This window comes from Rhizobium sp. BK049, from assembly GCF_014193135.1.
GTDB lineage: Bacteria > Pseudomonadota > Alphaproteobacteria > Rhizobiales > Rhizobiaceae > Rhizobium.
On the sequence record NZ_JACHYV010000031.1, the window covers coordinates 11868 to 33213 of the forward strand.

The window sequence follows — 21346 nt, forward strand, 5'->3', positions numbered from 1 at the left end:
ACCAGAATCTTGGCCGAATAAAGCCGTAGCGGAAAACAAAACGGGCCTTCACTAAAAAGGAAAAGGCCCGCTGTCGATAGTCGAGGTCAACGGAATGCGGCATTCACATCGGTAAAGCCACGAGCCGGTGCGCCGATATCACAGAATGAAGCGTGACAGGTCGGTATTCTGCGCGAGATCGCCGACATGTTCGCGCACATAGGCTGCATCGATCGTGATGGCTGCCCCTGCCCGATCCGGCGCATTGTAGGAAATATCGTCCAGAACCCGCTCCATCACCGTCTGCAGACGGCGCGCACCGATATTCTCGACCGAGGAGTTCAAATGCACGGCGACATCAGCCAGCGCGTCGATCGCGTCCTCGGTGAAATCGAGGTTCAGATTTTCGGTTTCCATCAGCGCCCGGTACTGGCGGATGAGGCTCGCTTCGGTCTCTGTCAGGATCCGGCGGAAATCCTCCTTGTTCAGCGGGCGCAGCTCGACGCGGATCGGCAGGCGGCCCTGCAGCTCCGGCAAGAGATCCGAGGGTTTGGAGACATGGAAGGCGCCAGAGGCGATGAAGAGGATATGGTCCGTCTTCACAGGCCCGTATTTGGTCGAGACCGTCGTGCCTTCGACGAGCGGCAGCAGGTCGCGCTGGACACCTTCGCGTGAAACGCCGGCGCCCATGCCGCCGTCGCGGGCGGCGATCTTGTCGATCTCGTCGAGGAAGACGATCCCGTCATTTTCGGTAGAGCGGACGGCCTCGCGCTGGATCACCTCGTTGTCGATCAGCTTGTCGGATTCATCGCGAATCAGATCGGTATAAGAAGCCTTGACAGTCGTGCGCACCTTCTTAGTGCGTCCGCCCATTGCCTTGCCGAACATTTCCGACAGGTTGAGCACGCCGATATTGGCGCCCGGCATGCCGGGTATTTCGAAGCCGCCCATGCCGGAGCCGGCATCGGCCACCTCGATATCGATTTCCTTGTCGTCGAGCTCACCGTCTCTGAGCTTCTTGCGGAAACTTTCGCGGGTGGCGGGCGAAGCGGTGGTGCCGACCAGCGCATCGAGCACACGCTCCTCGGCGCTCACATGCGCCTTGGCCTGCACCTCGGCCCGCTTCTTCTCGCGCACCAGGCCGATACCGACCTCGACCAGATCGCGGATGATCTGCTCGACATCACGGCCGACATAGCCGACTTCGGTGAACTTCGTGGCTTCGACCTTGATGAAGGGCGCGCCGGCGAGTTTTGCCAGGCGGCGGGAGATCTCCGTTTTACCGACACCGGTCGGACCGATCATCAGGATGTTTTTCGGCATGACTTCGTCGCGCAGGCTCGGGTCGAGCTGCTGGCGACGCCAGCGGTTGCGCAGCGCAATCGCGACGGCGCGTTTGGCATCATGCTGGCCGATGATGTAGCGATCGAGTTCGGAAACGATCTCGCGGGGGGAAAAGGTCGTCATTGCGTATCATTCTCCTGGCGGTCCGGAGCCATCAACGCCCGGCCGAGATTCATCGTTGTCGCGCCGCGACGGGTCAGCCGCGGCAGCAGCCGGAAGGCCGGAATTCAGCTTTCGACGTCCAGCAATTCGACCACGATATTGTGGTTGGTGTAGACGCAGATGTCGGCGGCGATATCGAGGGCGCGCCGGGCGATCTCTTCGGCCGATTTGTCGGTATCCATCAGCGCTCGGGCGGCGGCGAAGGCAAAATTGCCGCCAGAACCGATCGCCGTCGTGCCATGTTCGGGCTCCAGAACATCGCCATTGCCGGTGATTGCCAAGGTGATCGACTTGTCGGCGACGAGCATCATGGCTTCGAGATTACGCAGGTATTTGTCGGTGCGCCAGTCCTTGGCGAGCTCGACGGCGGCGCGCATCAGCTGACCGGGATATTGTTCCAGCTTCTTTTCAAGCCTTTCGAGCAGGGTGAAGGCGTCGGCCGTGGCGCCGGCGAAACCGGCGATGACCTCGCCCTTGCCGATGCGCCGGACCTTGCGGGCATTGCCCTTCATCACGGTCTGGCCGAGGCTCACCTGGCCATCGCCCGCCATCACCACCTTGCCGCCTTTTCGAACTGTAATGATTGTTGTCATAAAACACCTGTCTGCCCATGAGCCGGGCCTTTACATGAGACCGCAAACCGGTCCTTGTTGAACCCTATGTAAGCCGGCCGGAGCCGATTGCAAATGGGCGAGCTTTTCTCCTGCCCGGCTTCTGGATATTTGCCGATGCGCCTGATAAGGAACGGCCTTATTCCGATGGAGGGCCAGATGGCCGAGACCGCAGCAAGCCGTACCGGCAGCGTTGCCCGCAAGACCAACGAGACGTCGATTTCAGTTTCCGTTAATCTCGACGGCACCGGCAAATCGAAGATTTCGACCGGCGTCGGCTTCTTCGACCATATGCTCGATCAACTTTCGCGGCATTCGCTCATCGACATGGAAATCGAAGCCAAGGGTGACCTGCATATCGATGATCATCACACGGTCGAGGATACCGGTATTGCGATCGGCCAGGCGATCTCGAAGGCGCTCGGCGACCGCCGGGGCATCACACGCTACGCTTCGATCGATCTCGCTATGGACGAGACGATGACCAAGGCGGCGGTCGATCTTTCCGGCCGGCCCTTCCTCGTCTGGAATGTCGCCTTCAGCGCGCCGAAGATCGGCACCTTCGACACGGAACTCGTGCGCGAATTCTTCCAGGCGCTCGCCCAGAACGCCGGCATCACCTTGCATATTCTCAATCATTATGGCGCCAACAACCACCATATTGCCGAGACATGCTTCAAGGCGGTCGCGCGCGCATTGCGCACGGCGACAGAGATCGATGCGAGACAGGCGGGCCGTGTTCCCTCGACGAAGGGCACGCTCGTCTGAGCCCCTCAGGGAGCGGCGACAATGACCTCCAGCTATATTTTCCTGACACCGCCCGGCGCGAACCCAGCGACCGATGAGGTGCGCACTATTCGCGACGGCTTCACCTGGCTCGGCTTCATGTTTCCATGGGTTTGGCTTCTGGTGCACCGGCTATGGCTGCATGCGGCCGCGGCGTTTATCCTGCAGGGAATCGGCGGCGCACTGATGGACGAACCCGGTCTGGGACCGGCGGGCGCGGCGATCATGCTGGGCGTGAATATAGTGGTCGGTCTCGAAGGCCAGAACTTTCGCATCCGCCATCTTGCCGCCAAGGGCTGGAACGAGGACGCCCTCATTGCAGCCGATAAGCTCGATATTGCCGAGCAGGTCTATTTTGCGGACAAGACAGTCCCTGTGAGCAGTGACGATACGGTCGCACCGGATTGGCAGAACAAGCCCGGTGCAAACAGCCTGCGCGGCCAAGCGACATCGCTTGATCTCTTTGGTTTTGATGGAGGACGCTGACGATGCGCGTCGCGATTATCGACTACGGTTCCGGCAACCTTCGTTCGGCGACCAAGGCTTTCGAACGTGCCGCGCGCGAGGCGGGCATCAATGCCCATATCGATCTCACCGATAAGGCGGAGGAGGTTGCTGCGGCCGATCGCATTGTGCTGCCCGGCGTCGGCGCATACGCCGATTGCCGGCGCGGACTGGACGCCGTGCCCGGCATGAACGAAGTGCTGATCGAGGCTGTCGAGAACAAGGCGCGGCCTTTCCTCGGCATCTGCGTCGGCATGCAACTGATGTCGTCGCGCGGTCTGGAGAAGACCGTGACACACGGCTTCGGCTGGATCCCAGGCGACGTCATCGAGATGACGCCTGACGATCCCGCCTTGAAGATTCCGCAGATCGGCTGGAACACGCTCGACCTGAAGCGCGAGCATCCGCTCTTCGACGGCATTCCCACCGGGCCGCAGGGGCTGCATGCCTATTTCGTCCATTCCTACCATCTTGCCGCCGAAAATGCCGAGGATGTCATTGCGACCGTCGATTATGGCAGGCCGATGACCGCCCTCGTCGGGCGCGACAACATGGTGGGGGCCCAGTTTCACCCGGAAAAGAGCCAGAAGCTCGGCCTCGCCCTGATCGCCAATTTCCTGCGCTGGAACCCGTAATACCTCCGCCTTATTTCCTCTTTATGAAAAGAGCGGAACAGGAGTGCGCTCGATGCCGGCTTCGCGGAAATCAGGCAAGGTGTTCTATATGCTGAGACCCTCCAGAGAGGGTCTGCCTCCCTTCTCGGACATCCGGCTTCCCGACGGGACGATCATTCGCCGTGTCGACGAAGCCCTCCATAGAAAAGCGCTTTCCAATGCGGCCAAGGCATTGAAAGAAAGGCCGGACCGATGATTCATGAATTTCTTGCCGGCAACGAGAATTCGCAGCTGCGCGCCAATGGGATCAATGCCGGCGATATCACCGAAGCCGTGCTGGAATTCTATATCGAAGGCGAAGACGATCTGATCGGCCTGCTTGCCTACGCCCTTTACGAGCGGCAGAAGCGCGATTTCGTCGTCAGCTATCGAAAGCGGAATGCCGGCCGTTCGCCCAATGAGGCCGAGCTTGCCGCAGTTTCCAGCAATTATCTCTCCACTGACCTGCGCAATACGCTGCGCGATCGCGCCTCGCAGATTCTTTCGAGCTATGCCGAGACCTATGTGGAAGCGATGGAGCCTGAGATCCGGCTCGCCGCCGTCAACAGCGACGCCCTGCGGCGGGTGCGGGAGATCGAGAAATCGGTGAAGAAGCGCCTCGGTTTCTGGCGGCAGGTGCGTGCGGGCTTCATCGCCATCCTTCTGCTTCTGCTGCTTTTGAGCGCGGCCGCCATTGCCGCTGTCTTTTTCCGCTCGGATATCGTAGATGCGTGGAATGCGCTGATGGCAGCGATCACTCTACGGACGTAAGACGACATGATCCTTTTTCCCGCGATCGATCTGAAGGGCGGCCAATGCGTTCGCCTGAAGCTCGGCGACATGCAACAGGCGACGGTTTACAATACCGATCCGGCCGCCCAGGCGAAGTCCTTCGAAGACCAGGGTTTCGAATGGCTGCACGTGGTCGATCTCGATGGCGCCTTCGCGGGACATTCGGCCAATGGCGACGCCGTCGAGGCGATCCTGAAGGCGACAAAAAATCCGGTGCAGCTCGGCGGCGGCATCCGCACCCTCGACCACATCGAAGCCTGGCTGTCGCGCGGGTTGCGGCGGGTCATCCTCGGCACCGTCGCCGTCAGAAATCCGGCGCTGGTCATCGAGGCCTGCCGGAAATTTCCGGGCGGCGTCGCTGTCGGTATCGATGCCAAGGGCGGCAAGGTGGCCGTCGAGGGTTGGGCTGAAGCTTCCGAACTCGGCATCATCGAGCTTGCCCGGAAATTCGAGGGCGCCGGCGTTGCGGCGATCATCTACACCGATATCGACCGCGACGGCATTCTGGCCGGCATCAACTGGAGCTCGACACTGGAACTCGCCGATGCCGTCTCCATTCCTGTTATCGCTTCGGGCGGCCTTGCTTCTATCGAAGATATCAAGCGCATGCTGCAGCCCGACGCGCAGAAGCTGGAAGGGGCGATTTCAGGCCGGGCGCTTTACGACGGCCGCATCGACCCCCAGGAAGCGCTGGCGCTGATCAAAGCCAACAAGGCCAAGGAGACTGCCTAATGACCCTCAAGGCTCGTGTCATTCCCTGCCTCGACGTCAAGGACGGCCGTGTCGTCAAGGGCGTCAATTTTCTCAATCTCGTCGATGCCGGCGATCCGGTCGAAGCGGCAAAGGCCTATGACGCGGCCGGCGCCGACGAGCTCTGCTTCCTCGACATCACCGCATCCTCGGACAATCGCGAGACGATTTTCGATGTCGTGGCGCGCACGGCCGAGCAATGTTTCATGCCGCTGACCGTCGGCGGCGGGGTCAGAACCATTGCCGACATCCGCAAGCTCCTGCTGTGCGGCGCCGACAAGGTGTCGATCAACTCGGCAGCTGTCAGCAATCCCGATTTCGTCGCCGAGGCGGCCGATAAGTTCGGCGACCAGTGCATTGTCGTCTCGATCGACGCCAAGCGCAGGCGCACGCAAGCGGTCGGCGGCGACAATCTCAGCGCCTGGGAAATCTATACGCATGGCGGCCGCAACGCGACCGGCATCGATGCCATCGAATTCGCGCAGAAGATGGTGGCGCGCGGGGCCGGCGAACTGCTGGTCACCTCCATGGACCGTGACGGCACCAAGGTCGGCTACGACCTTGAGCTGACGCGGACGATCGCCGATGCGGTGCGTGTGCCGATCATCGCATCCGGCGGCGTCGGCGACCTCGACGATCTCGTCGCCGGGGTGAAGGAGGGCCATGCCAATGCCGTGCTGGCCGCATCGATCTTCCACTTCGGCACCTATACCGTTGGCGAGGCAAAACACTATATGTCGAAGTGCGGCATCGACATGCGTCTCGACTGAAGCCTGAGAACGAACAATGAGCGGATTTTCCCTTTCCGACCTCGAACGCATCGTCGAAGAGCGATCGAAAGCCTCACCGGAGCAGTCCTGGACAGCCAAACTCGTGGCCGCCGGCCAGCCTAAAGCGGCGAAGAAGCTCGGCGAAGAGGCAATCGAAGCGGTGATGGCGGCGGTGACGGGCGATCGCGACAATCTGACCTATGAGGCGGCCGATGTGCTCTATCACCTATTGGTCGTATTGAAGATTGCTGAAATACCGCTAGAGAATGTCATGGCCGAACTCGAGCGCAGAACCGCGCAGTCCGGTCTCAAGGAAAAGGCCAGCCGGCAGAGTTCATGAGTATCGCGACTGAGATTATCGGGGTGCCGGAGATATTGGATCACTTCCAGTCTGAATCCTATTCGCCCTACCATTTCTTCTCTTCCGAGCAATGGGCGAAATTCCGCGCCGACACGCCGCTGACGCTCACCGGTGACGAGGTCAAGCGGCTGCGCTCAATGGGCGACCCGATCGATCTCGACGAGGTCCGGCGCATCTACCTCTCGCTGTCGCGCCTGCTCTCGTCGCATGTCGAATCTTCGCAGATGCTGTTCGACCAACGCAACCGCTTCCTCAGCATGTCGGATGTAACGAAGACGCCTTTCGTCATTGGCATCGCCGGCTCGGTCGCTGTGGGAAAATCGACCACAGCCCGTATCCTGAAGGAGCTCCTGGGCCGCTGGCCTTCCAGCCCGAAGGTCGATCTCATCACGACAGACGGCTTCCTCCACCCGAATGCGGTGCTGCAGCGGGAAAAGCTGATGCAACGCAAGGGTTTCCCGGAAAGCTACGATACTGGCGCGATCCTGCGCTTCCTCTCGGCGATCAAGGCCGGGCGGCCCGATGTGAAGGCGCCGTGTTATTCGCATCTCGTCTATGACGTGCTGCCGGACGAATACAAGATCGTCGACCGGCCCGACATTCTGATCTTCGAAGGCATCAACGTGCTGCAATCGCGCAACCTGCCAGCCGACGGCAAGATCGTGCCGATGGTGTCCGACTTCTTCGACTTCTCGATCTATATCGATGCCGCGGAAGACCAGATCCACAACTGGTACGTGACGCGCTTCATGCGGCTGCGGGAAACCGCCTTCCGCGATCCGAACTCCTATTTCCATCGCTACGCCTCGATCACCGATGGGGAAGCGCTCGAAATCGCCGAAGATCTCTGGGCGAACATCAACCTGAAGAACCTGCGCCAGAACATCCTGCCGACGCGGCCGCGCGCCGATCTCATCCTGAAAAAGGGCAAGGATCATCTGATCGAACAGGTCGCGCTCAGAAAACTATAGCGATCAAATTTCACGGACGAACGCGGCGCAGCGTCAGATTGATGCGGCCGCCGTTTCTCAACAGCGTCGATGTCGCGGGGTAGATGCGGTCGACGCCATGATAACAAAGCCTCCCCTCGCCGCCCAGCACGACCAAATCACCGCTCGCAAGCTTGAAGGACAGCGTGCGATCATTGCGGTTGAGGCCGCCGATGCGGAAGAGGCAGCTGTTGCCGAGCGAGATCGAGACGACCGGCGCCTGCAGATCCTGCTCGTCCTTGTCCTGATGCAGGCCCATGCGGGCGTCGTCGGAATAGAAATTGACGAGGCAGGCCTCCGGTGGCTTCTCACAGCCGGAAACCTCATTCCAGATATCGAGCAAAGGCGCCGGCATCTCAGGCCAGGGCCGGCCGGTTGCCGGGTGCGTCGGCTGATAGCGATAGCCGCGCTCCTTGTCCGTCACCCATCCGAGCGGCCCGCAATTGGTCATCCTGACCGACATCGGTTTGCCGGTGCCGGGCATCGCGGGCACATAGAGCGGCGCTTCAGCGACGACGGCACGGATCACCTCGACCAATTCCGCCTGGCGCGCCCGGTCGAGATAGCGGGGCAGATGGCGGATGCCGTTCAGAAGCTCGGGCATGTCATTCGCCGCCGCCGGGGCGGCCCCGCATTTTCTTGACTTCCGAGCGGCCGGATTTTTCCTTCAGGCGGCGTTCGACCGAACCCTTGGTCGGCTTGGTCTTCTTGCGCGGCGGCGGCGGCGGCTTGGCCGCCTCCAGAATCAGTTCCTTCAGCCGCTCGCGCGCATCCTCGCGGTTGCGGTCCTGGCTGCGAAAGCGGCTCGCCTCGATCATCAGCACGCCCTCCTTCGACATGCGTCGGCCGGCGAGCTTGATCGCATTGGCTTTGACGCGATCATTGAGGGAAGGCGAATTCGCGATGTTGAAGAACAGCTGGACCGCGGTCGAAACCTTGTTAACGTTCTGCCCGCCGGGACCGCCCGCGAGGACGAACTGTTCAGTCAGTTCCCATCCCGCGATGGTGATCCTGTCGTCGATATAGAGTGCGTCGCTGGCCATGCGGCGTTCTATCTCATATCGGCCGCCAATTGAAAATATCGGCCGTTAAAGAGAAAACCCGGCAATCCTGCGATGCCGGGTTTCACGTGAATCAGAGATTCTGTTTAGCGCAATTCCCGGCAAAAGCGCTTCGCGCTTTGCCTGGCAAAACCGCTGCACACTGGCTGCGCTTCTTATTCGGCTGCGACCTTCACACCTGGAGCCGCATCGCGGACGCCGCCATCGACGTGGTTCTCGAACTTCGCGAAGTTGGCGATGAACATCGAGACCAGCTTTTCGGCCTGCGCGTCATAGGCTGCCTTATCGGCCCAGGTCGAGCGCGGATCGAGAATGCCGCCGTCGACTCCATCGACGGAAACCGGCACGGCAAAGCCGAAATTCGTGTCCGTGCGGAATTCGACCTTTCCGAGTTTGCCGCTGAGCGCGGCAGCGAGAAGAGCTCGCGTCGCCTTGATCGGCATGCGCTTGCCGGTGCCGTAGGCGCCGCCTGTCCAGCCGGTGTTAACGAGCCAGCACTCGACGCCGTGGCGGCTGATCAGCTCCTTGAGCAGGTTGCCGTATTCGGCCGGATGACGCGGCATGAAGGGCGCGCCGAAACAGGTGGAGAAGGTCGCTTCCGGCTCGACGACACCTTTTTCGGTGCCGGCCACCTTGGCGGTGTAGCCGGAGAGGAAGTGATACATCGCCTGATCGGGCGTCAGCCGCGCGATCGGCGGCATAACGCCGAAGGCATCGGCGGTCAGCATGATGATCGTCTTCGGATGCCCGGCCCGGCCGGTTTCCGAGGCATTCGGAATGAAATGCATCGGGTAGGCGCAACGGGTGTTTTCAGTCAGCGAACCGTCATCGAAATCGGGCTCGCGATTTTCGTTGAGGACGACGTTTTCGAGCACAGTGCCGAAGCGCTGCGTCGTTGCGTAGATTTCCGGCTCGGCCTCGGCCGAGAGGCGGATGGTCTTGGCGTAGCAGCCGCCTTCGAAGTTGAAGATGCCGTTTTCGCTCCAGCCATGTTCGTCGTCACCGATCAGCGTGCGGGCCGGATCGGCCGAAAGCGTCGTCTTGCCGGTGCCGGAAAGACCGAAGAAGACCGCCGCGTCACCGTCCGGGCCGACGTTGGCCGAGCAGTGCATCGGCATGACACCCTTGGCCGGCAGCAGGTAGTTGAGCACGGTGAAGACCGACTTCTTCATTTCGCCGGCATAGGAGGTGCCGCCGATGAGAACGAGACCGTTGGTGAGATCGCAGGCGATCACCGTTTCCGAACGGCAGCCGTGGCGGGCCGGATCGGCCTTGAAGCTCGGCAGATCGATGATCGTCAGCTTCGGCACGAAGGTCGGCAGCGCCGCCGCCTCGGGGCGGATCAGCAGATTGCGGATGAACAGCGAATGCCAGGCGAATTCGGTGATGACACGGGTCGGCAGGGCATGGCCTTCCTCGGCACCGCCAACAAGATCCTGAGCGAACAGCTCCTTGCCGGCTGCATGCGCCAGCATGTCGTCGCGCAGCAGGGCAAAATGCTCCGGCGAGAGCGGCTTGTTGTTGTCCCACCAGATTTGACCATCGGTATTGGCGTCGCAAACGATGAATTTGTCGCGCGGCGAACGGCCCGTATGCTGACCGGTGAGGGCCCGAAGCGCGCCCTGAGCGGTCAGTTCGGCTTCACCCCGGCGGATCGCTTCTTCATAGAGCGCTGCGGCGGAAAAGTTATAGCGGACGCTGGCTGCGCCGCCCAATCCAACCGTTGCAAGCTCCGTTGCCGGGTTATGAACTCCGAACTTTTCCATGGCTAGTTCCCTTTGCTCAGGCTCGTTGCCGTTAAAACTAACCGGGAAAATACGGGGAGAAATTTTAAAAGACAAGAGACAAAAATCAAGAAAATATAGTAATATCAATTAATTAATCGATTTAAATTTGTTTCGGTCTTTTTAAATCGTTTGAAGAGACAACGTTGAAAGATTTTCGGCCACAACTTACGCGTGCCGCCGAATTTAGCGACAATCTTCCCCTTTATCTTTGCCACAATTTGTTCCACCTTTATCCTCCATAAGCGCATCCGGTCATTGAGACCGCCTGGGGACGACGAAAATCCGGGAGATTGCGCACTGATGACGGAGACCAACACCATGCCGACAATCGCGCTCGTTGACGACGACCGCAACATCCTCACCTCGGTGTCGATCGCACTGGAGGCAGAAGGATATAAGGTCGAGACCTATACGGACGGTGCTTCGGCGCTCGACGGCCTTCTGGCGCGACCGCCGCAGCTGGCGATCTTCGACATCAAGATGCCGCGAATGGACGGCATGGAGCTGCTGCGCCGCCTGCGGCAGAAATCGGATATTCCGGTCATCTTCCTCACCTCTAAGGATGAGGAGATCGACGAGTTGTTCGGCCTGAAGATGGGCGCGGACGATTTCATCACCAAGCCGTTTTCGCAGCGTCTGCTGGTGGAGCGCGTCCGCGCCGTCCTGCGTCGCGCCTCCAGCCGCGAAGCCGCGGCCGCCGGCGGCACAAGCCCCGGCGCTGCGCCGAAAGCCGGAGCGGTGCAGCAGGCCCGCTCGCTCGAGCGCGGACAGCTGGTCATGGACCAGGAGCGCCATACCTGCACCTGGAAGGGCGAGGCCGTGACGCTGACGGTGACGGAGTTCCTGATCCTGCATTCGCTGGCGCAGCGCCCCGGTGTCGTGAAAAGCCGCGACGCGCTGATGGATGCGGCCTATGATGAACAGGTCTATGTCGACGACCGGACGATCGACAGCCACATCAAGCGGCTGCGCAAGAAATTCAAGATGGTCGATACCGACTTTGATATGATTGAAACGCTCTACGGAGTGGGATACCGCTTCCGCGAAGCAGCTTGAGCCCGAGCGGCACAGCTGGAAATATTGAAGGTTGCCGGCCAGTTTATCGGGCCCAACCTTTCGAAAGGGCCTATCATTGGCACAGTTGGTGCAGGAAAGGGATTTGGACGACGCGGAGGGCGTGAGCACCCGTCGCGTCCGAGGCCGCCGTTGGTCGCATCCCTTTACGCTGATCCGCCGCATCTTCGGCAATGCGGTGTTTTCGAGCCTGACGCGGCGCATCCTGTTCTTCAATCTCGTCGCGCTGGTGGTGCTCGTCGGCGGCATTCTCTATCTCAACCAGTTTCGCGAAGGCTTGATCGACGCCCGCGCCGAAAGCCTGTTGACGCAGGGTGAAATCATCGCCGGCGCCGTTTCGGCTTCCGCGTCGGTCGATACGAACTCGATCACCATCGATCCGCAAAAGCTGCTCGAACTGCAGGCCGGCCAGAGCATCACCCCGGTGCCGAACGACGAGGACCTGGAATTTCCGATCGACCCCGAGAAGGTCGCTCCCGTCTTGCGTCGGCTGATCTCGCCTACGCGCACACGCGCGCGCATCTTCGATGCCGACGCCAATCTGCTGCTCGATTCGCGTCACCTCTATTCGCGCGGTCAGGTGCTGCGCTTCGACCTGCCGCCGGTCGAGGAAGAGAAGCAGACCTGGAGCGATTGGTTCGCGACGCTGTTCAACAAGGCGCTGCAGCCGGGCAATCTGCCGCTCTACAAAGAAGCGCCGGGCGGCGACGGCTCGATCTATCCGGAGGTCATGAACGCGCTGACCGGCGTGCGCGGCGCGGTCGTGCGCACCACCGAGAAAGGCGAACTCATCGTTTCCGTCGCCGTTCCGATCCAGCGCTTCCGCGCCGTGCTCGGCGTGCTGCTGTTGTCGACGCAGGCCGGTGACATCGACAATATCGTCCATGCCGAACGACTGGCCATCATGCGCGTTTTCGGCGTGGCGACGCTCGTCAACGTACTGCTGTCGCTGGTGCTCTCATCGACGATCGCCAATCCCCTGCGTCGTCTTTCGGCAGCCGCCATCCGCGTTCGCCGCGGCGCCAAGACACGTGAGCAAATTCCCGACTTTTCCGCTCGCCAGGACGAAATCGGCAACCTCTCCATCGCATTACGCGAGATGACGACAGCGCTTTATGACCGCATCGACGCCATCGAGAGCTTTGCCGCCGATGTCAGCCACGAGCTCAAGAACCCCCTGACCTCGCTGCGCAGCGCCGTCGAAACGCTGCCGCTCGCCAGGTCGGAGGATTCCAAGAAACGGCTGCTTGACGTCATTCAGCACGATGTCCGCCGCCTCGATCGCCTGATCAGCGACATTTCCGACGCCTCGCGGCTCGATGCCGAACTCGCACGCGTCGACGCCGCCTCCATCGACATGGAGGTGCTGCTGCGCGACCTGATCGACGTGTCGCGCCAGATCAGGGGCAGCAAAAAGCAAGTGCAGATCGACTATGTCGTGGAGCGCAAGCCGAACATCAAGACGCGCTTCGTCGTCAACGGTCACGACCTGCGCATCGGCCAGATCGTCACCAATCTGATCGAGAACGCCCGCTCCTTCGTCCCTGAAAAGGACGGGAAGATCATCGTGCGGCTGATGCGGACACGGTCGCGCTGTGTCACCACGATCGAAGACAACGGTCCCGGCATCCAGGCGGAAAATATCGATCGCATCTTCGAGCGCTTCTATACCGACCGACCTGAATCCGAAGGCTTCGGCCAGAATTCGGGGCTCGGCCTGTCGATCAGCCGCCAGATCGCCGAAGCGCATGGCGGGTCGCTCAGAGCAGAGAACATTACCGACGCCGAAAGCGGGCAGGTGCTCGGCGCGCGCTTTATTCTCGCCCTGCCCCTCGATCCAGCCGCATGACGGCGGCCGCCAACATCCATGCCACGGCGATCGTCGTCGGCAGAACGGGGCTGCTGTTCGGCGGTCCCTCGGGCTGGGGGAAATCGATGCTGGCTTTCACCTGCATGACCGAGGCGCGCCGCCTTGGGCTGTTCACGGCGCTGGTCGCCGATGATCAGGTGCTTCTGTCGGGAGAGACCGGCACGGTGATCGCCACCTGTCCGCCGTCGATCGCCGGGTTGATCGAACTTCGCGGCACTGGCATCGTCCGGCAGGATCACGTGTCCCCGGCAACCATGCATTATGCCGTGCTTCCCGGCAGCGCTTCCGGTGAAAACCGCGTCCCTGCGGAGGGCGAAATCGTCAGTCTCGCCCCGGGTTTTTCGCTTCCCGCATTGCGGCTGCTCACAAATGTTGCCTCGCCGCTGGCGATCCTGATGGCGAAAGCGCCTGACATCGGATGCTGAAGGCTTCCGGATTGATCAATCCGCCTTATATATTTGCATTTTTATCTTGCACTTCGGCTTTTCATAGCCAAGATGTGCCGCCACCGGTGGACGAAATTGCTGCATTGCGATATCTCAGCCACCGTTTGCGTATATGGGAGCAGTAATATCATGATCGGACTTGTGCTTGTCACTCATGGCAAGCTGGCTGAAGAGTTTCGTCATGCTGTCGAGCACGTCGTCGGTCCTCAGAAATTCATCGAGACGGTCTGTATTGGCCCCGAAGACGATATGGACCAGAGACGGCAGGACATTCTGCAAGCCGTTTCCGGCGCCGATGACGGCCATGGCGTTGTTATCCTGACCGATATGTTCGGCGGCACGCCTTCCAACCTCGCCATCTCGGTCATGAGCAGCGGCCATACCGAAGTCATTGCCGGCATGAACCTGCCGATGCTGATCAAACTCGCCGGCGTACGCGGCGAGAACAACATGGAGAAGGCGCTGGTGGAGGCTTCCGAAGCCGGGCGGAAATATATCAATGTCGCGAGCCGCGTGCTCAGCGGAAAATAACGGCGCTTCATGACATCGCTTTCCCGGGAACTCCTCATCATCAACAAGCGCGGCCTTCACGCTCGCGCCTCCGCTAAATTCGTGCAGATGGTCGAGAATTTCGATGCAGCCATCACCGTTTCCAAGGATGGAATGACGGTCGGCGGCACCTCGATCATGGGTCTCATGATGCTTGCGGCAAGCCCCGGCTCCAGCGTCGTCGTCTCGGCAAGCGGCAGCCAGGCTCAGGAAGCCCTGGAGGCCCTGGATCAGCTGATCCAGAACAAGTTCGGCGAAGAAATGTGAGTTCGCCCGAGCTCATATAAACATATAAAGACTTCTTTATATCCTTATTGCCATCCCAGGCGAAGCCTGCTAAACGGCGGATATGCCGTGCGCTTGCTTGCGCCTGCGCCAATTTTTGAGACGTTTTTCAGCCTGGAGACCTCTATGAGCACTGAAAAAGATTATGTCGTCGCCGATATCGGGCTTGCGGATTTCGGCCGCAAGGAAATTACGATCGCCGAAACCGAAATGCCGGGGCTGATGTCCTGCCGCGCCGAGTTCGGTGAGGCAAAGCCGCTCAAGGGCGCGCGCATCACCGGTTCGCTGCACATGACCATTCAGACAGCCGTGTTGATCGAAACCCTGGTTGCGCTCGGCGCCGAAGTCCGCTGGGCTTCCTGCAACATCTTCTCGACCCAGGACCATGCTGCAGCCGCGATCGCCGCCGCCGGCGTTCCGGTCTTCGCTATCAAGGGCGAGTCGCTCGAGGACTATTGGGTCTATACCGACAAGATCTTCCAGTGGGCCGATGGTGGCCTTTCCAACATGATCCTCGATGACGGTGGCGACGCCACCATGTACATCCTGCTCGGCGCCCGCGCCGAAGCCGGCGAGGACGTGCTCTCAAACCCGCATTCGGAAGAAGAAGAAATCCTCTTCGCCCAGATCAAGAAGCGCCTCGCCGCTTCTCCGGGCTGGTTCACCAAGCAGCGTGACGCGATCAAGGGCGTCACCGAGGAAACGACGACCGGCGTCAACCGCCTTTACCAGCTCAGCCAGAAGGGCCTGCTGCCCTTCCCGGCGATCAACGTCAACGACTCCGTCACCAAGTCGAAGTTCGACAACAAGTACGGCTGCAAGGAATCGCTGGTTGACGGCATCCGCCGCGGCACCGACGTTATGATGGCCGGCAAGGTCGCCGTCGTCTGCGGTTACGGCGACGTCGGCAAGGGTTCCGCTGCCTCGCTCTCCGGCGCCGGCGCCCGTGTAAAGGTGACCGAAGCCGATCCGATCTGCGCTCTGCAGGCCGCCATGGACGGTTACGAAGTCGTACTTCTGGAAGACGTCGTTTCCTCTGCCGACATCTTCATCACCACGACGGGCAACAAGGACGTCATCCGCATCGATCACATGCGGCAGATGAAGGATATGGCGATCGTCGGCAATATCGGCCATTTCGACAACGAAATCGAAGTCGCCGCGCTGCGTAACCTCAAGTGGACCAACGTCAAGCCGCAGGTCGACCTGATCGAGTTCCCCAAGGGCAACCGCATCATCCTTCTCTCCGAAGGGCGTCTGCTCAACCTCGGCAATGCGACCGGCCATCCGTCCTTCGTGATGTCGGCTTCCTTCACCAACCAGACGCTGGCGCAGATCGAACTCTTCACCAAGCCCGGCCAGTACGAGAACAAGGTCTACATCCTGCCGAAGCATCTCGACGAAAAGGTCGCACGCCTTCATCTCGACAAGCTCGGCGTGAAGCTGACCCAGCTCAGCGAAGAGCAGGCTGCCTATATCGGCGTGAAGCCGCAGGGCCCGTTCAAGTCCGACCACTACAGATATTGATAGGGTCGTCGATATCCACAAGATGTAGAAGCCGCGGCATTGACAAATGCCGCGGCTTATTTTTTGGCCGCTCCCTTCCCGCCGATTCCCTTCCGAAGTATTGTTTTAAGACTTGATTCGGGACGCCGGACTCCGTCCGACCGCTCCGAAAATGGGATGTCTTGTCGTAATGCGGCACATTGAAGGACGGAGACATACCGCGGATGTCGGAAGTGAAAAACAGCCTGCCCGGTCAGGCGGATGATGATGCTTGTAAGCATCGCCGTCCGTTCATGGCAGGCCAGGGATATAAATCTGCAACGGCACACGAGGCCGCAAAGCAAAAGCATGGATCATTGGCGCGCTTCTTGAAAACTTGCGCGGCCGGCACGGCGCTTGCCGCGCTGGCGCGGCCGGTCCTGGCACAAAGCGAGCAGCAGGCGGCGGCCTCGGCTCATCTTTTCACCTCCTCGCAGGTCGTTGGCGTTTCCGTCGTCATCGGCGTCATATCGGCGGCCCTGCTTTCAACGCTCTGGCTCGTGCGCCAGCGCGGCAATCTGGAAAACGAGAGCCGGGACATCCGCTCGGCGCTCTCGGATGCCCAGCAACGCATTTCGCAATATCAGGCGCTGATCGCCGACAAGAACCGGCGCATCGTCATCTGGGACGGCAATGCGCGCCCGGAACTGCTTGGGCAGCTTCCGCCCGAGACTGGCGCACCGCAGGATGGCGAATTCCTGGCCTTCGGCCTCTGGCTGAAGTCACACTCCGCCTCGGAGCTGGAAAAGGCGATCGACCGGCTGCGCGACGGAGCGCAGAGTTTCGACATGGTGGTCGAGACCATCCGCGATGAAATCCTCGAGGCGCAGGGCCGGGTTTCCGGCGGACGCGCCTTCGTCCGCTTCGTGGCACTCAACAATCTGCGCGCCGAGCTTGCCGAACTCAGGATCGAGCGCGACCGGTTGATGACCTCGATCTCGGCCTTCCAGACCATGCTCGACGCGATCGACATGCCGGCCTGGCAGCGCGACCCGGCGGGCCGCCTGACCTGGGTCAATCAGGCTTATGGCGATGCGGTCGAGGCGCGCTCGCCGCAGCAGGCGATCAACGAAGGCCGCGAGATGCTGACGACCGTGGCACGCGAACGCATTCGCGCGACGGCGACGCCGGAATCACCTTTCCATGACACGATCTCGACGGTCGTGCGCGGCAACCGAACCTTCTTCGACGTCGTCGACGTCAAGGTTCCCGGCGGCTCGGCCGGCATTGCTGTCGACGTATCCGACATCGAAGCGGTCCGCGCCGAGCTGGAGCGGACCCTGAAGAGCCACGCCGAAACGCTCGATCATCTCGCGACACCCGTCGCCATCTTCGACGGCGAGCGGAGGCTGCAGTTCTACAACCAGGCCTTCGTCGCCCTCTGGGAACTGGATATCGCCTTCCTTGAAAGCCGGCCCGACAATAGCGAGCTGCTCGAGCGGCTGCGGGCGGCCAAGAAACTGCCGGACCAGCTCAACTGGAAAAGCTGGAAGGAAGCGGCCCTTTCGGTCTATCGCACGCTCGATACGCAATCGGATCTCTGGCACCTGCCGAACGGCCAGACGCTGCGCGTCTTTGCGACCGCCCATCCCCAGGGCGGCGCCACCTGGGTTTTCGAAAATCTGACCGAACAGGTCGATCTCGAAACCCGCTACAACACGCTGGTCAAGGTACAGGGTGAAACGATCGATCACCTTTCCGAAGGTGTCGCGGTATTCGGGCCCGATGGACGTATCCGCCTGTCGAATCCGGCCTTCCGGGCGCTCTGGGGAATTACCGAAACCGAAGCCAAGCCCGGAACCCATATCCGCGCGCTGGGCGAGGCGTGCGCACCGTCATATGATCGGCCGGACGGCTGGAAGACCTTTGCGGAACTGATCACCAGCTTCGATGACGAACGTCGCTCGAGCCAGGGGACGCTGGAACTCTTCTCCGGTCTCGTGCTCGACTACGCAGTCATCCCACTGCCGAACGCGCAGACGATGCTCACTTTCGTCAACATGACGGACAGCGTTCGCGCCGAACGCGCGCTGACCGAGAAGAACGAGGCGTTGCGTAAGGCGGACGAATTGAAGAACGACTTCGTCCAGCATGTTTCCTACGAACTCCGCTCGCCGCTGACCAATATTATCGGCTTCACCGACCTTCTCCGCACTCAGGGCGTCGGGCCGCTGAATGAACGGCAGGCCGAATATATCGACCACATTTCGACTTCGTCCTCGGTTCTGCTGACGCTCGTCAACGATATCCTCGACCTTGCGACAGTCGATGCCGGCATCATGCGGCTCAACTATGCCGAGATTGATCTCAACGACCTGCTCGATGACGTCTCGATGCAGATCGCCGACCGGCTGCACGAAAGCGGCGTCGCACTCGAAATCACTGCGCCCGCCTATCTCGGCTCGATCGTCGCCGATCCGCAGCGGCTGAAGCAGATCCTTCTGAAGCTTCTTGCCAATGCCGCGAATTTCTCGCCGGAGGGCACTTCGATTTCACTGGAATGCCATCGCGAAGGCACGGATTTCGTCTTCTCCGTCCGCGATCGCGGTCCCGGCATATCGCCTGATATGATTGCCACCGTCTTCGACCGCTTTGCGACAGGGGCTAAAAGCGGCAAACGTGGCGGCGCCGGCCTCGGCCTCTCGATCGTCGACAGCTTCGTCAGCCTGCATCACGGCGACGTGATGATCGACAGCGAGCCAGGCAAGGGCACGACGGTCGTCTGCCGTATCCCCTCGGTCAACATACCGCATTCCGCCGCCGCCGAATGACCCCGGAAGATGCAATCTCGCTGTTCCTGAAAGACGAAGCGGCCACGGTTCGCCTCGGCGAAGACCTGGCATTGGCCTTGAAGGCCGGCGATTGTCTTGCCCTGTCGGGCGATCTCGGCGCCGGCAAATCCTCGCTTGCCCGTGCGATCCTGCGTGCCATTGCCGATGACGATGGGCTCGAAGTCCCGAGCCCGACCTTCACACTGGTGCAATCCTACGACCTGCGTATCCCGGTTTCGCACTTCGATCTCTACCGGCTCGGCGATCCCAGTGAATTGACGGAGCTCGGATTCGACGAGGCCCTGCAGAACGGCATATGCCTCGTCGAATGGCCGGAGATGGCAGCGAGCGAGTTGCCTGAGGAATGCATCACGTTGACGCTGACCCATGAAGGCAACGGCCGCCGGGCGACGATCAGCGCCGCCGGCGCACAGGCTTTGCGCATCCGGCGCGTCCTGGCGATCCGCAATTTCCTCGAAGACGCAGGCTGTTCCGATGCCAAACGTCGCTTCCTGACTGGCGATGCATCGCTGCGTGCCTACGAGGCGATCTATTGTGAGAGCATCAAGGGCCGTCTCATCCTGATGGACTGGCAGCCGCATGCCGAGGGACCGCCGGTCCACGACGGCAAGCCCTATCCCAAGGTCGCACATCTGGCACAGAACGCCTATCCCTTCGTTGCGATTGCCGATGCGCTGCGCGAACGGGGATTTGCGGCGCCGGAGATTTATAAGGTCGATTATGACAAGGGCATCCTCTTGATCGAGGATCTCGGCACCGAAGGCGTGCTCGATGACGAGGGGCGGCCGATCGTCGAGCGTTACCGGCAAAGCGTCGCCTGTCTTGCCCATCTTCATTCCATGCAATTTCCGCAGGATATACCGGTTTCCGCCACCCATAGGCATCGCATACCGGACTTCGATCGCACGGCGATGAAAATGGAGGTGCAGCTTCTGCTCGACTGGCACATTGCCTGGAAGCGCGGCACCGCCCCCTCGGAGGCAGAGCGCAAGGAATATCTGGCGATCTGGGACGCCCTGATCGATGAACTTGCCACGGTCGAAAAGAACCTGCTGCTGCGCGATTTCCACTCACCGAACATCATTTGGCGGCCGCGGGAGCCGGGCATCAGAAAGATCGGCCTCATCGACTTCCAGGACGCCATGATCGGGCCCACCGCCTATGACCTTGCCTCCATTGTCCAGGACGCCCGCGTCACGATCGAGCCGCAGCTTTTCCGGCAGCTGATGGATGATTATATGGCGCTTCGCCGCAGACAGGGCGGCTTTGACGAAGTCGGATTTCTGAAAGCATGGGCGATCATGTCGGCGCAGCGCAATTGCAAGCTTGCCGGTCTCTGGGTGCGGCTGCTGCAGCGGGACGGCAAGCCCGGCTATCTCAAACATATGCCGCGCACACTCGCTTATCTGGATGTCGCGCTCGAGCACGAGGCGCTTACCCCCTTGCGCGATTGGTGTGCAAGGGCTGGAATAGGCCAGAGCGAATCATAAGTTCCGGATCAAGATGACCATCAGACAAGCCATGGTACTGGCCGCGGGTCTCGGGACCCGCATGCGCCCGATCACCGATACGATTCCGAAGCCGCTGGTGAAGATCGACGGCAAGCCGATGATCGACTATGCGCTGGACGCGCTGGTTTCGGCCGGTGTCGAGCGGGCCGTCGTCAACGTTCATCATCATGCCGAGCAGATGCTCGACCATCTCGGCAAGTATCGCGGCCTCGACATCGTCATATCGGACGAGCGGGACGGACTGATGAATTCCGGTGGCGGGCTGGCGAAGGGCCTGACGCTGCTGGACCGTGACGATCTTTTCGTCATGAATGCCGATCTCTTTTGGATCGGCGAACAGCCGGGACGGCCGACGAACCTGCAGCGCTTAGCCGGATTCTTCGATGCCGAACACATGGACATGGCGCTCCTTTGCGTTGGGATCGAGGATACGACGGGTCACAACGGCAAGAACGATTTCAGCCTCGCTGCAGATGGCCGGCTGACGCGCTATCGCGACGATCCATCCAATCCCGTCGTCTACGCCGGGGCGATCGCCATGAATCCGGCGCTATTTGACGATGCGCCGAAGGATGCCTTCAACCTCAACATCTATTTCGACAAGGCGATCGCGCGCCGCCGGCTGTTCGGCATTATACTCGAAGGCCATTGGCTGACAGTGGGAACGCCAGAGGCGATCGGCGAAGCGGAGGAAACGATCCGCCGACTGCGGGCGTTCGCGTGAG

At 60.8% G+C, this 21346-nt stretch carries 23 protein-coding genes; 18 read left to right on the top strand and 5 right to left on the bottom strand.

Features of this window, described 5'->3' with window-relative positions; all coding sequences use genetic code 11:
- Positions 1-138: 138 nt before the first annotated feature.
- Entirely contained in the window at positions 139-1446 is a 1308-nt protein-coding gene (hslU, locus tag FHT70_RS25900) for an ATP-dependent protease ATPase subunit HslU (RefSeq protein WP_064708200.1), read from the bottom strand.
- A 104-nt stretch (positions 1447-1550) separates the two neighbouring features.
- The gene (hslV, locus tag FHT70_RS25905) at positions 1551-2078 is read right to left on the bottom strand and encodes an ATP-dependent protease subunit HslV (protein WP_064800163.1); all 528 of its coding nucleotides are present in this window, start codon (positions 2076-2078) and stop codon (positions 1551-1553) included.
- Positions 2079-2255: 177 nt separating this feature from the next.
- On the opposite strand from hslV, the gene hisB reads away from it, so the two are divergent.
- Genes hisB through coaA form a run of 9 tightly spaced genes read left to right on the top strand, consistent with a single transcriptional unit; the run spans position 2256 to position 7683 of the window.
- Entirely contained in the window at positions 2256-2864 is a 609-nt protein-coding gene (gene hisB / locus FHT70_RS25910) for an imidazoleglycerol-phosphate dehydratase HisB (RefSeq protein WP_183705854.1), read from the top strand.
- Between the two features lie 21 nt (positions 2865-2885).
- A complete protein-coding gene (locus FHT70_RS25915; protein ID WP_183705794.1) occupies positions 2886-3368 on the top strand; it encodes a DUF2628 domain-containing protein in 483 nt (160 codons plus the stop codon).
- 2 nt (positions 3369-3370) lie between these two features.
- Positions 3371-4021 carry an imidazole glycerol phosphate synthase subunit HisH gene (gene hisH, locus FHT70_RS25920; protein ID WP_097601337.1) on the top strand — a complete coding sequence of 217 codons (651 nt, stop codon included), beginning with the start codon at positions 3371-3373 and terminating at the stop codon, positions 4019-4021.
- A 52-nt stretch (positions 4022-4073) separates the two neighbouring features.
- Positions 4074-4256, top strand: a complete 183-nt coding sequence (locus tag FHT70_RS25925; RefSeq protein WP_183705795.1) for a hypothetical protein — start codon at positions 4074-4076, stop codon at positions 4254-4256.
- Complete coding sequence (locus tag FHT70_RS25930; protein WP_085776455.1) at positions 4253-4810, top strand: hypothetical protein; 558 nt, start codon at positions 4253-4255, stop codon at positions 4808-4810. The genes FHT70_RS25925 and FHT70_RS25930 overlap by 4 nt, the downstream gene beginning before the upstream one ends.
- A 6-nt stretch (positions 4811-4816) precedes the next feature.
- The gene (hisA, locus tag FHT70_RS25935) at positions 4817-5563 is read left to right on the top strand and encodes a 1-(5-phosphoribosyl)-5-[(5-phosphoribosylamino)methylideneamino]imidazole-4-carboxamide isomerase (RefSeq protein WP_183705798.1); all 747 of its coding nucleotides are present in this window, start codon (positions 4817-4819) and stop codon (positions 5561-5563) included.
- Positions 5563-6351 (top strand): imidazole glycerol phosphate synthase subunit HisF, encoded by a 789-nt coding sequence (gene hisF, locus FHT70_RS25940; RefSeq protein ID WP_183705800.1) that lies wholly within the window; start codon positions 5563-5565, stop codon positions 6349-6351. The genes hisA and hisF overlap by 1 nt, the downstream gene beginning before the upstream one ends.
- Positions 6352-6367: 16 nt before the next feature.
- Entirely contained in the window at positions 6368-6691 is a 324-nt protein-coding gene (locus FHT70_RS25945) for a phosphoribosyl-ATP diphosphatase (protein WP_128403852.1), read from the top strand.
- Positions 6688-7683: a type I pantothenate kinase gene (coaA, locus tag FHT70_RS25950; RefSeq protein ID WP_085776451.1), complete on the top strand. Its 996-nt coding sequence runs from the start codon at positions 6688-6690 to the stop codon at positions 7681-7683. The genes FHT70_RS25945 and coaA overlap by 4 nt, the downstream gene beginning before the upstream one ends.
- A 10-nt stretch (positions 7684-7693) precedes the next feature.
- Here the strand turns inward: coaA and FHT70_RS25955 are convergent, their stop codons facing one another.
- The 3 genes from FHT70_RS25955 to FHT70_RS25965 form a co-directional block, all read right to left on the bottom strand.
- The gene (locus FHT70_RS25955; protein WP_183705802.1) at positions 7694-8305 is read right to left on the bottom strand and encodes an alpha-ketoglutarate-dependent dioxygenase AlkB; all 612 of its coding nucleotides are present in this window, start codon (positions 8303-8305) and stop codon (positions 7694-7696) included.
- A 1-nt stretch (position 8306) separates the two neighbouring features.
- Positions 8307-8744 (bottom strand): alternative ribosome rescue aminoacyl-tRNA hydrolase ArfB, encoded by a 438-nt coding sequence (gene arfB, locus FHT70_RS25960; RefSeq protein ID WP_183705804.1) that lies wholly within the window; start codon positions 8742-8744, stop codon positions 8307-8309.
- Positions 8745-8917: 173 nt separating this feature from the next.
- Positions 8918-10528, bottom strand: coding sequence for a phosphoenolpyruvate carboxykinase (locus FHT70_RS25965; protein WP_183705806.1), 1611 nt, complete (start codon positions 10526-10528; stop codon positions 8918-8920).
- A gap of 339 nt (positions 10529-10867) precedes the next feature.
- On the opposite strand from FHT70_RS25965, the gene FHT70_RS25970 reads away from it, so the two are divergent.
- The 9 genes from FHT70_RS25970 to FHT70_RS26010 all read left to right on the top strand — a co-directional run bounded on the left by FHT70_RS25970 (position 10868) and on the right by FHT70_RS26010 (position 21345).
- Complete coding sequence (locus FHT70_RS25970) at positions 10868-11605, top strand: response regulator transcription factor (protein WP_210282952.1); 738 nt, start codon at positions 10868-10870, stop codon at positions 11603-11605.
- Between the two features lie 76 nt (positions 11606-11681).
- A complete protein-coding gene (locus tag FHT70_RS25975; protein ID WP_085776446.1) occupies positions 11682-13472 on the top strand; it encodes a sensor histidine kinase in 1791 nt (596 codons plus the stop codon).
- Positions 13469-13918: a serine/threonine protein kinase gene (locus tag FHT70_RS25980; protein WP_183705808.1), complete on the top strand. Its 450-nt coding sequence runs from the start codon at positions 13469-13471 to the stop codon at positions 13916-13918. The genes FHT70_RS25975 and FHT70_RS25980 overlap by 4 nt, the downstream gene beginning before the upstream one ends.
- A 150-nt stretch (positions 13919-14068) precedes the next feature.
- Positions 14069-14470: a PTS sugar transporter subunit IIA gene (locus FHT70_RS25985; RefSeq protein WP_011423437.1), complete on the top strand. Its 402-nt coding sequence runs from the start codon at positions 14069-14071 to the stop codon at positions 14468-14470.
- Between the two features lie 9 nt (positions 14471-14479).
- On the top strand, positions 14480-14755 hold the full coding sequence (locus FHT70_RS25990) for an HPr family phosphocarrier protein (protein ID WP_011423436.1): 276 nt from the start codon (positions 14480-14482) through the stop codon (positions 14753-14755).
- A gap of 144 nt (positions 14756-14899) precedes the next feature.
- Entirely contained in the window at positions 14900-16300 is a 1401-nt protein-coding gene (ahcY, locus tag FHT70_RS25995) for an adenosylhomocysteinase (RefSeq protein ID WP_011423435.1), read from the top strand.
- A 203-nt stretch (positions 16301-16503) separates the two neighbouring features.
- Positions 16504-19089: a PAS domain-containing sensor histidine kinase gene (locus FHT70_RS26000; protein WP_183705809.1), complete on the top strand. Its 2586-nt coding sequence runs from the start codon at positions 16504-16506 to the stop codon at positions 19087-19089.
- Positions 19086-20600, top strand: a complete 1515-nt coding sequence (tsaE, locus tag FHT70_RS26005) for a tRNA (adenosine(37)-N6)-threonylcarbamoyltransferase complex ATPase subunit type 1 TsaE (RefSeq protein WP_183705810.1) — start codon at positions 19086-19088, stop codon at positions 20598-20600. Before FHT70_RS26000 ends, tsaE begins: the two co-directional genes overlap by 4 nt.
- Positions 20601-20613: 13 nt before the next feature.
- On the top strand, positions 20614-21345 hold the full coding sequence (locus tag FHT70_RS26010; protein ID WP_183705811.1) for a nucleotidyltransferase family protein: 732 nt from the start codon (positions 20614-20616) through the stop codon (positions 21343-21345).
- The last annotated feature ends 1 nt before the right edge of the window (position 21346 follow it).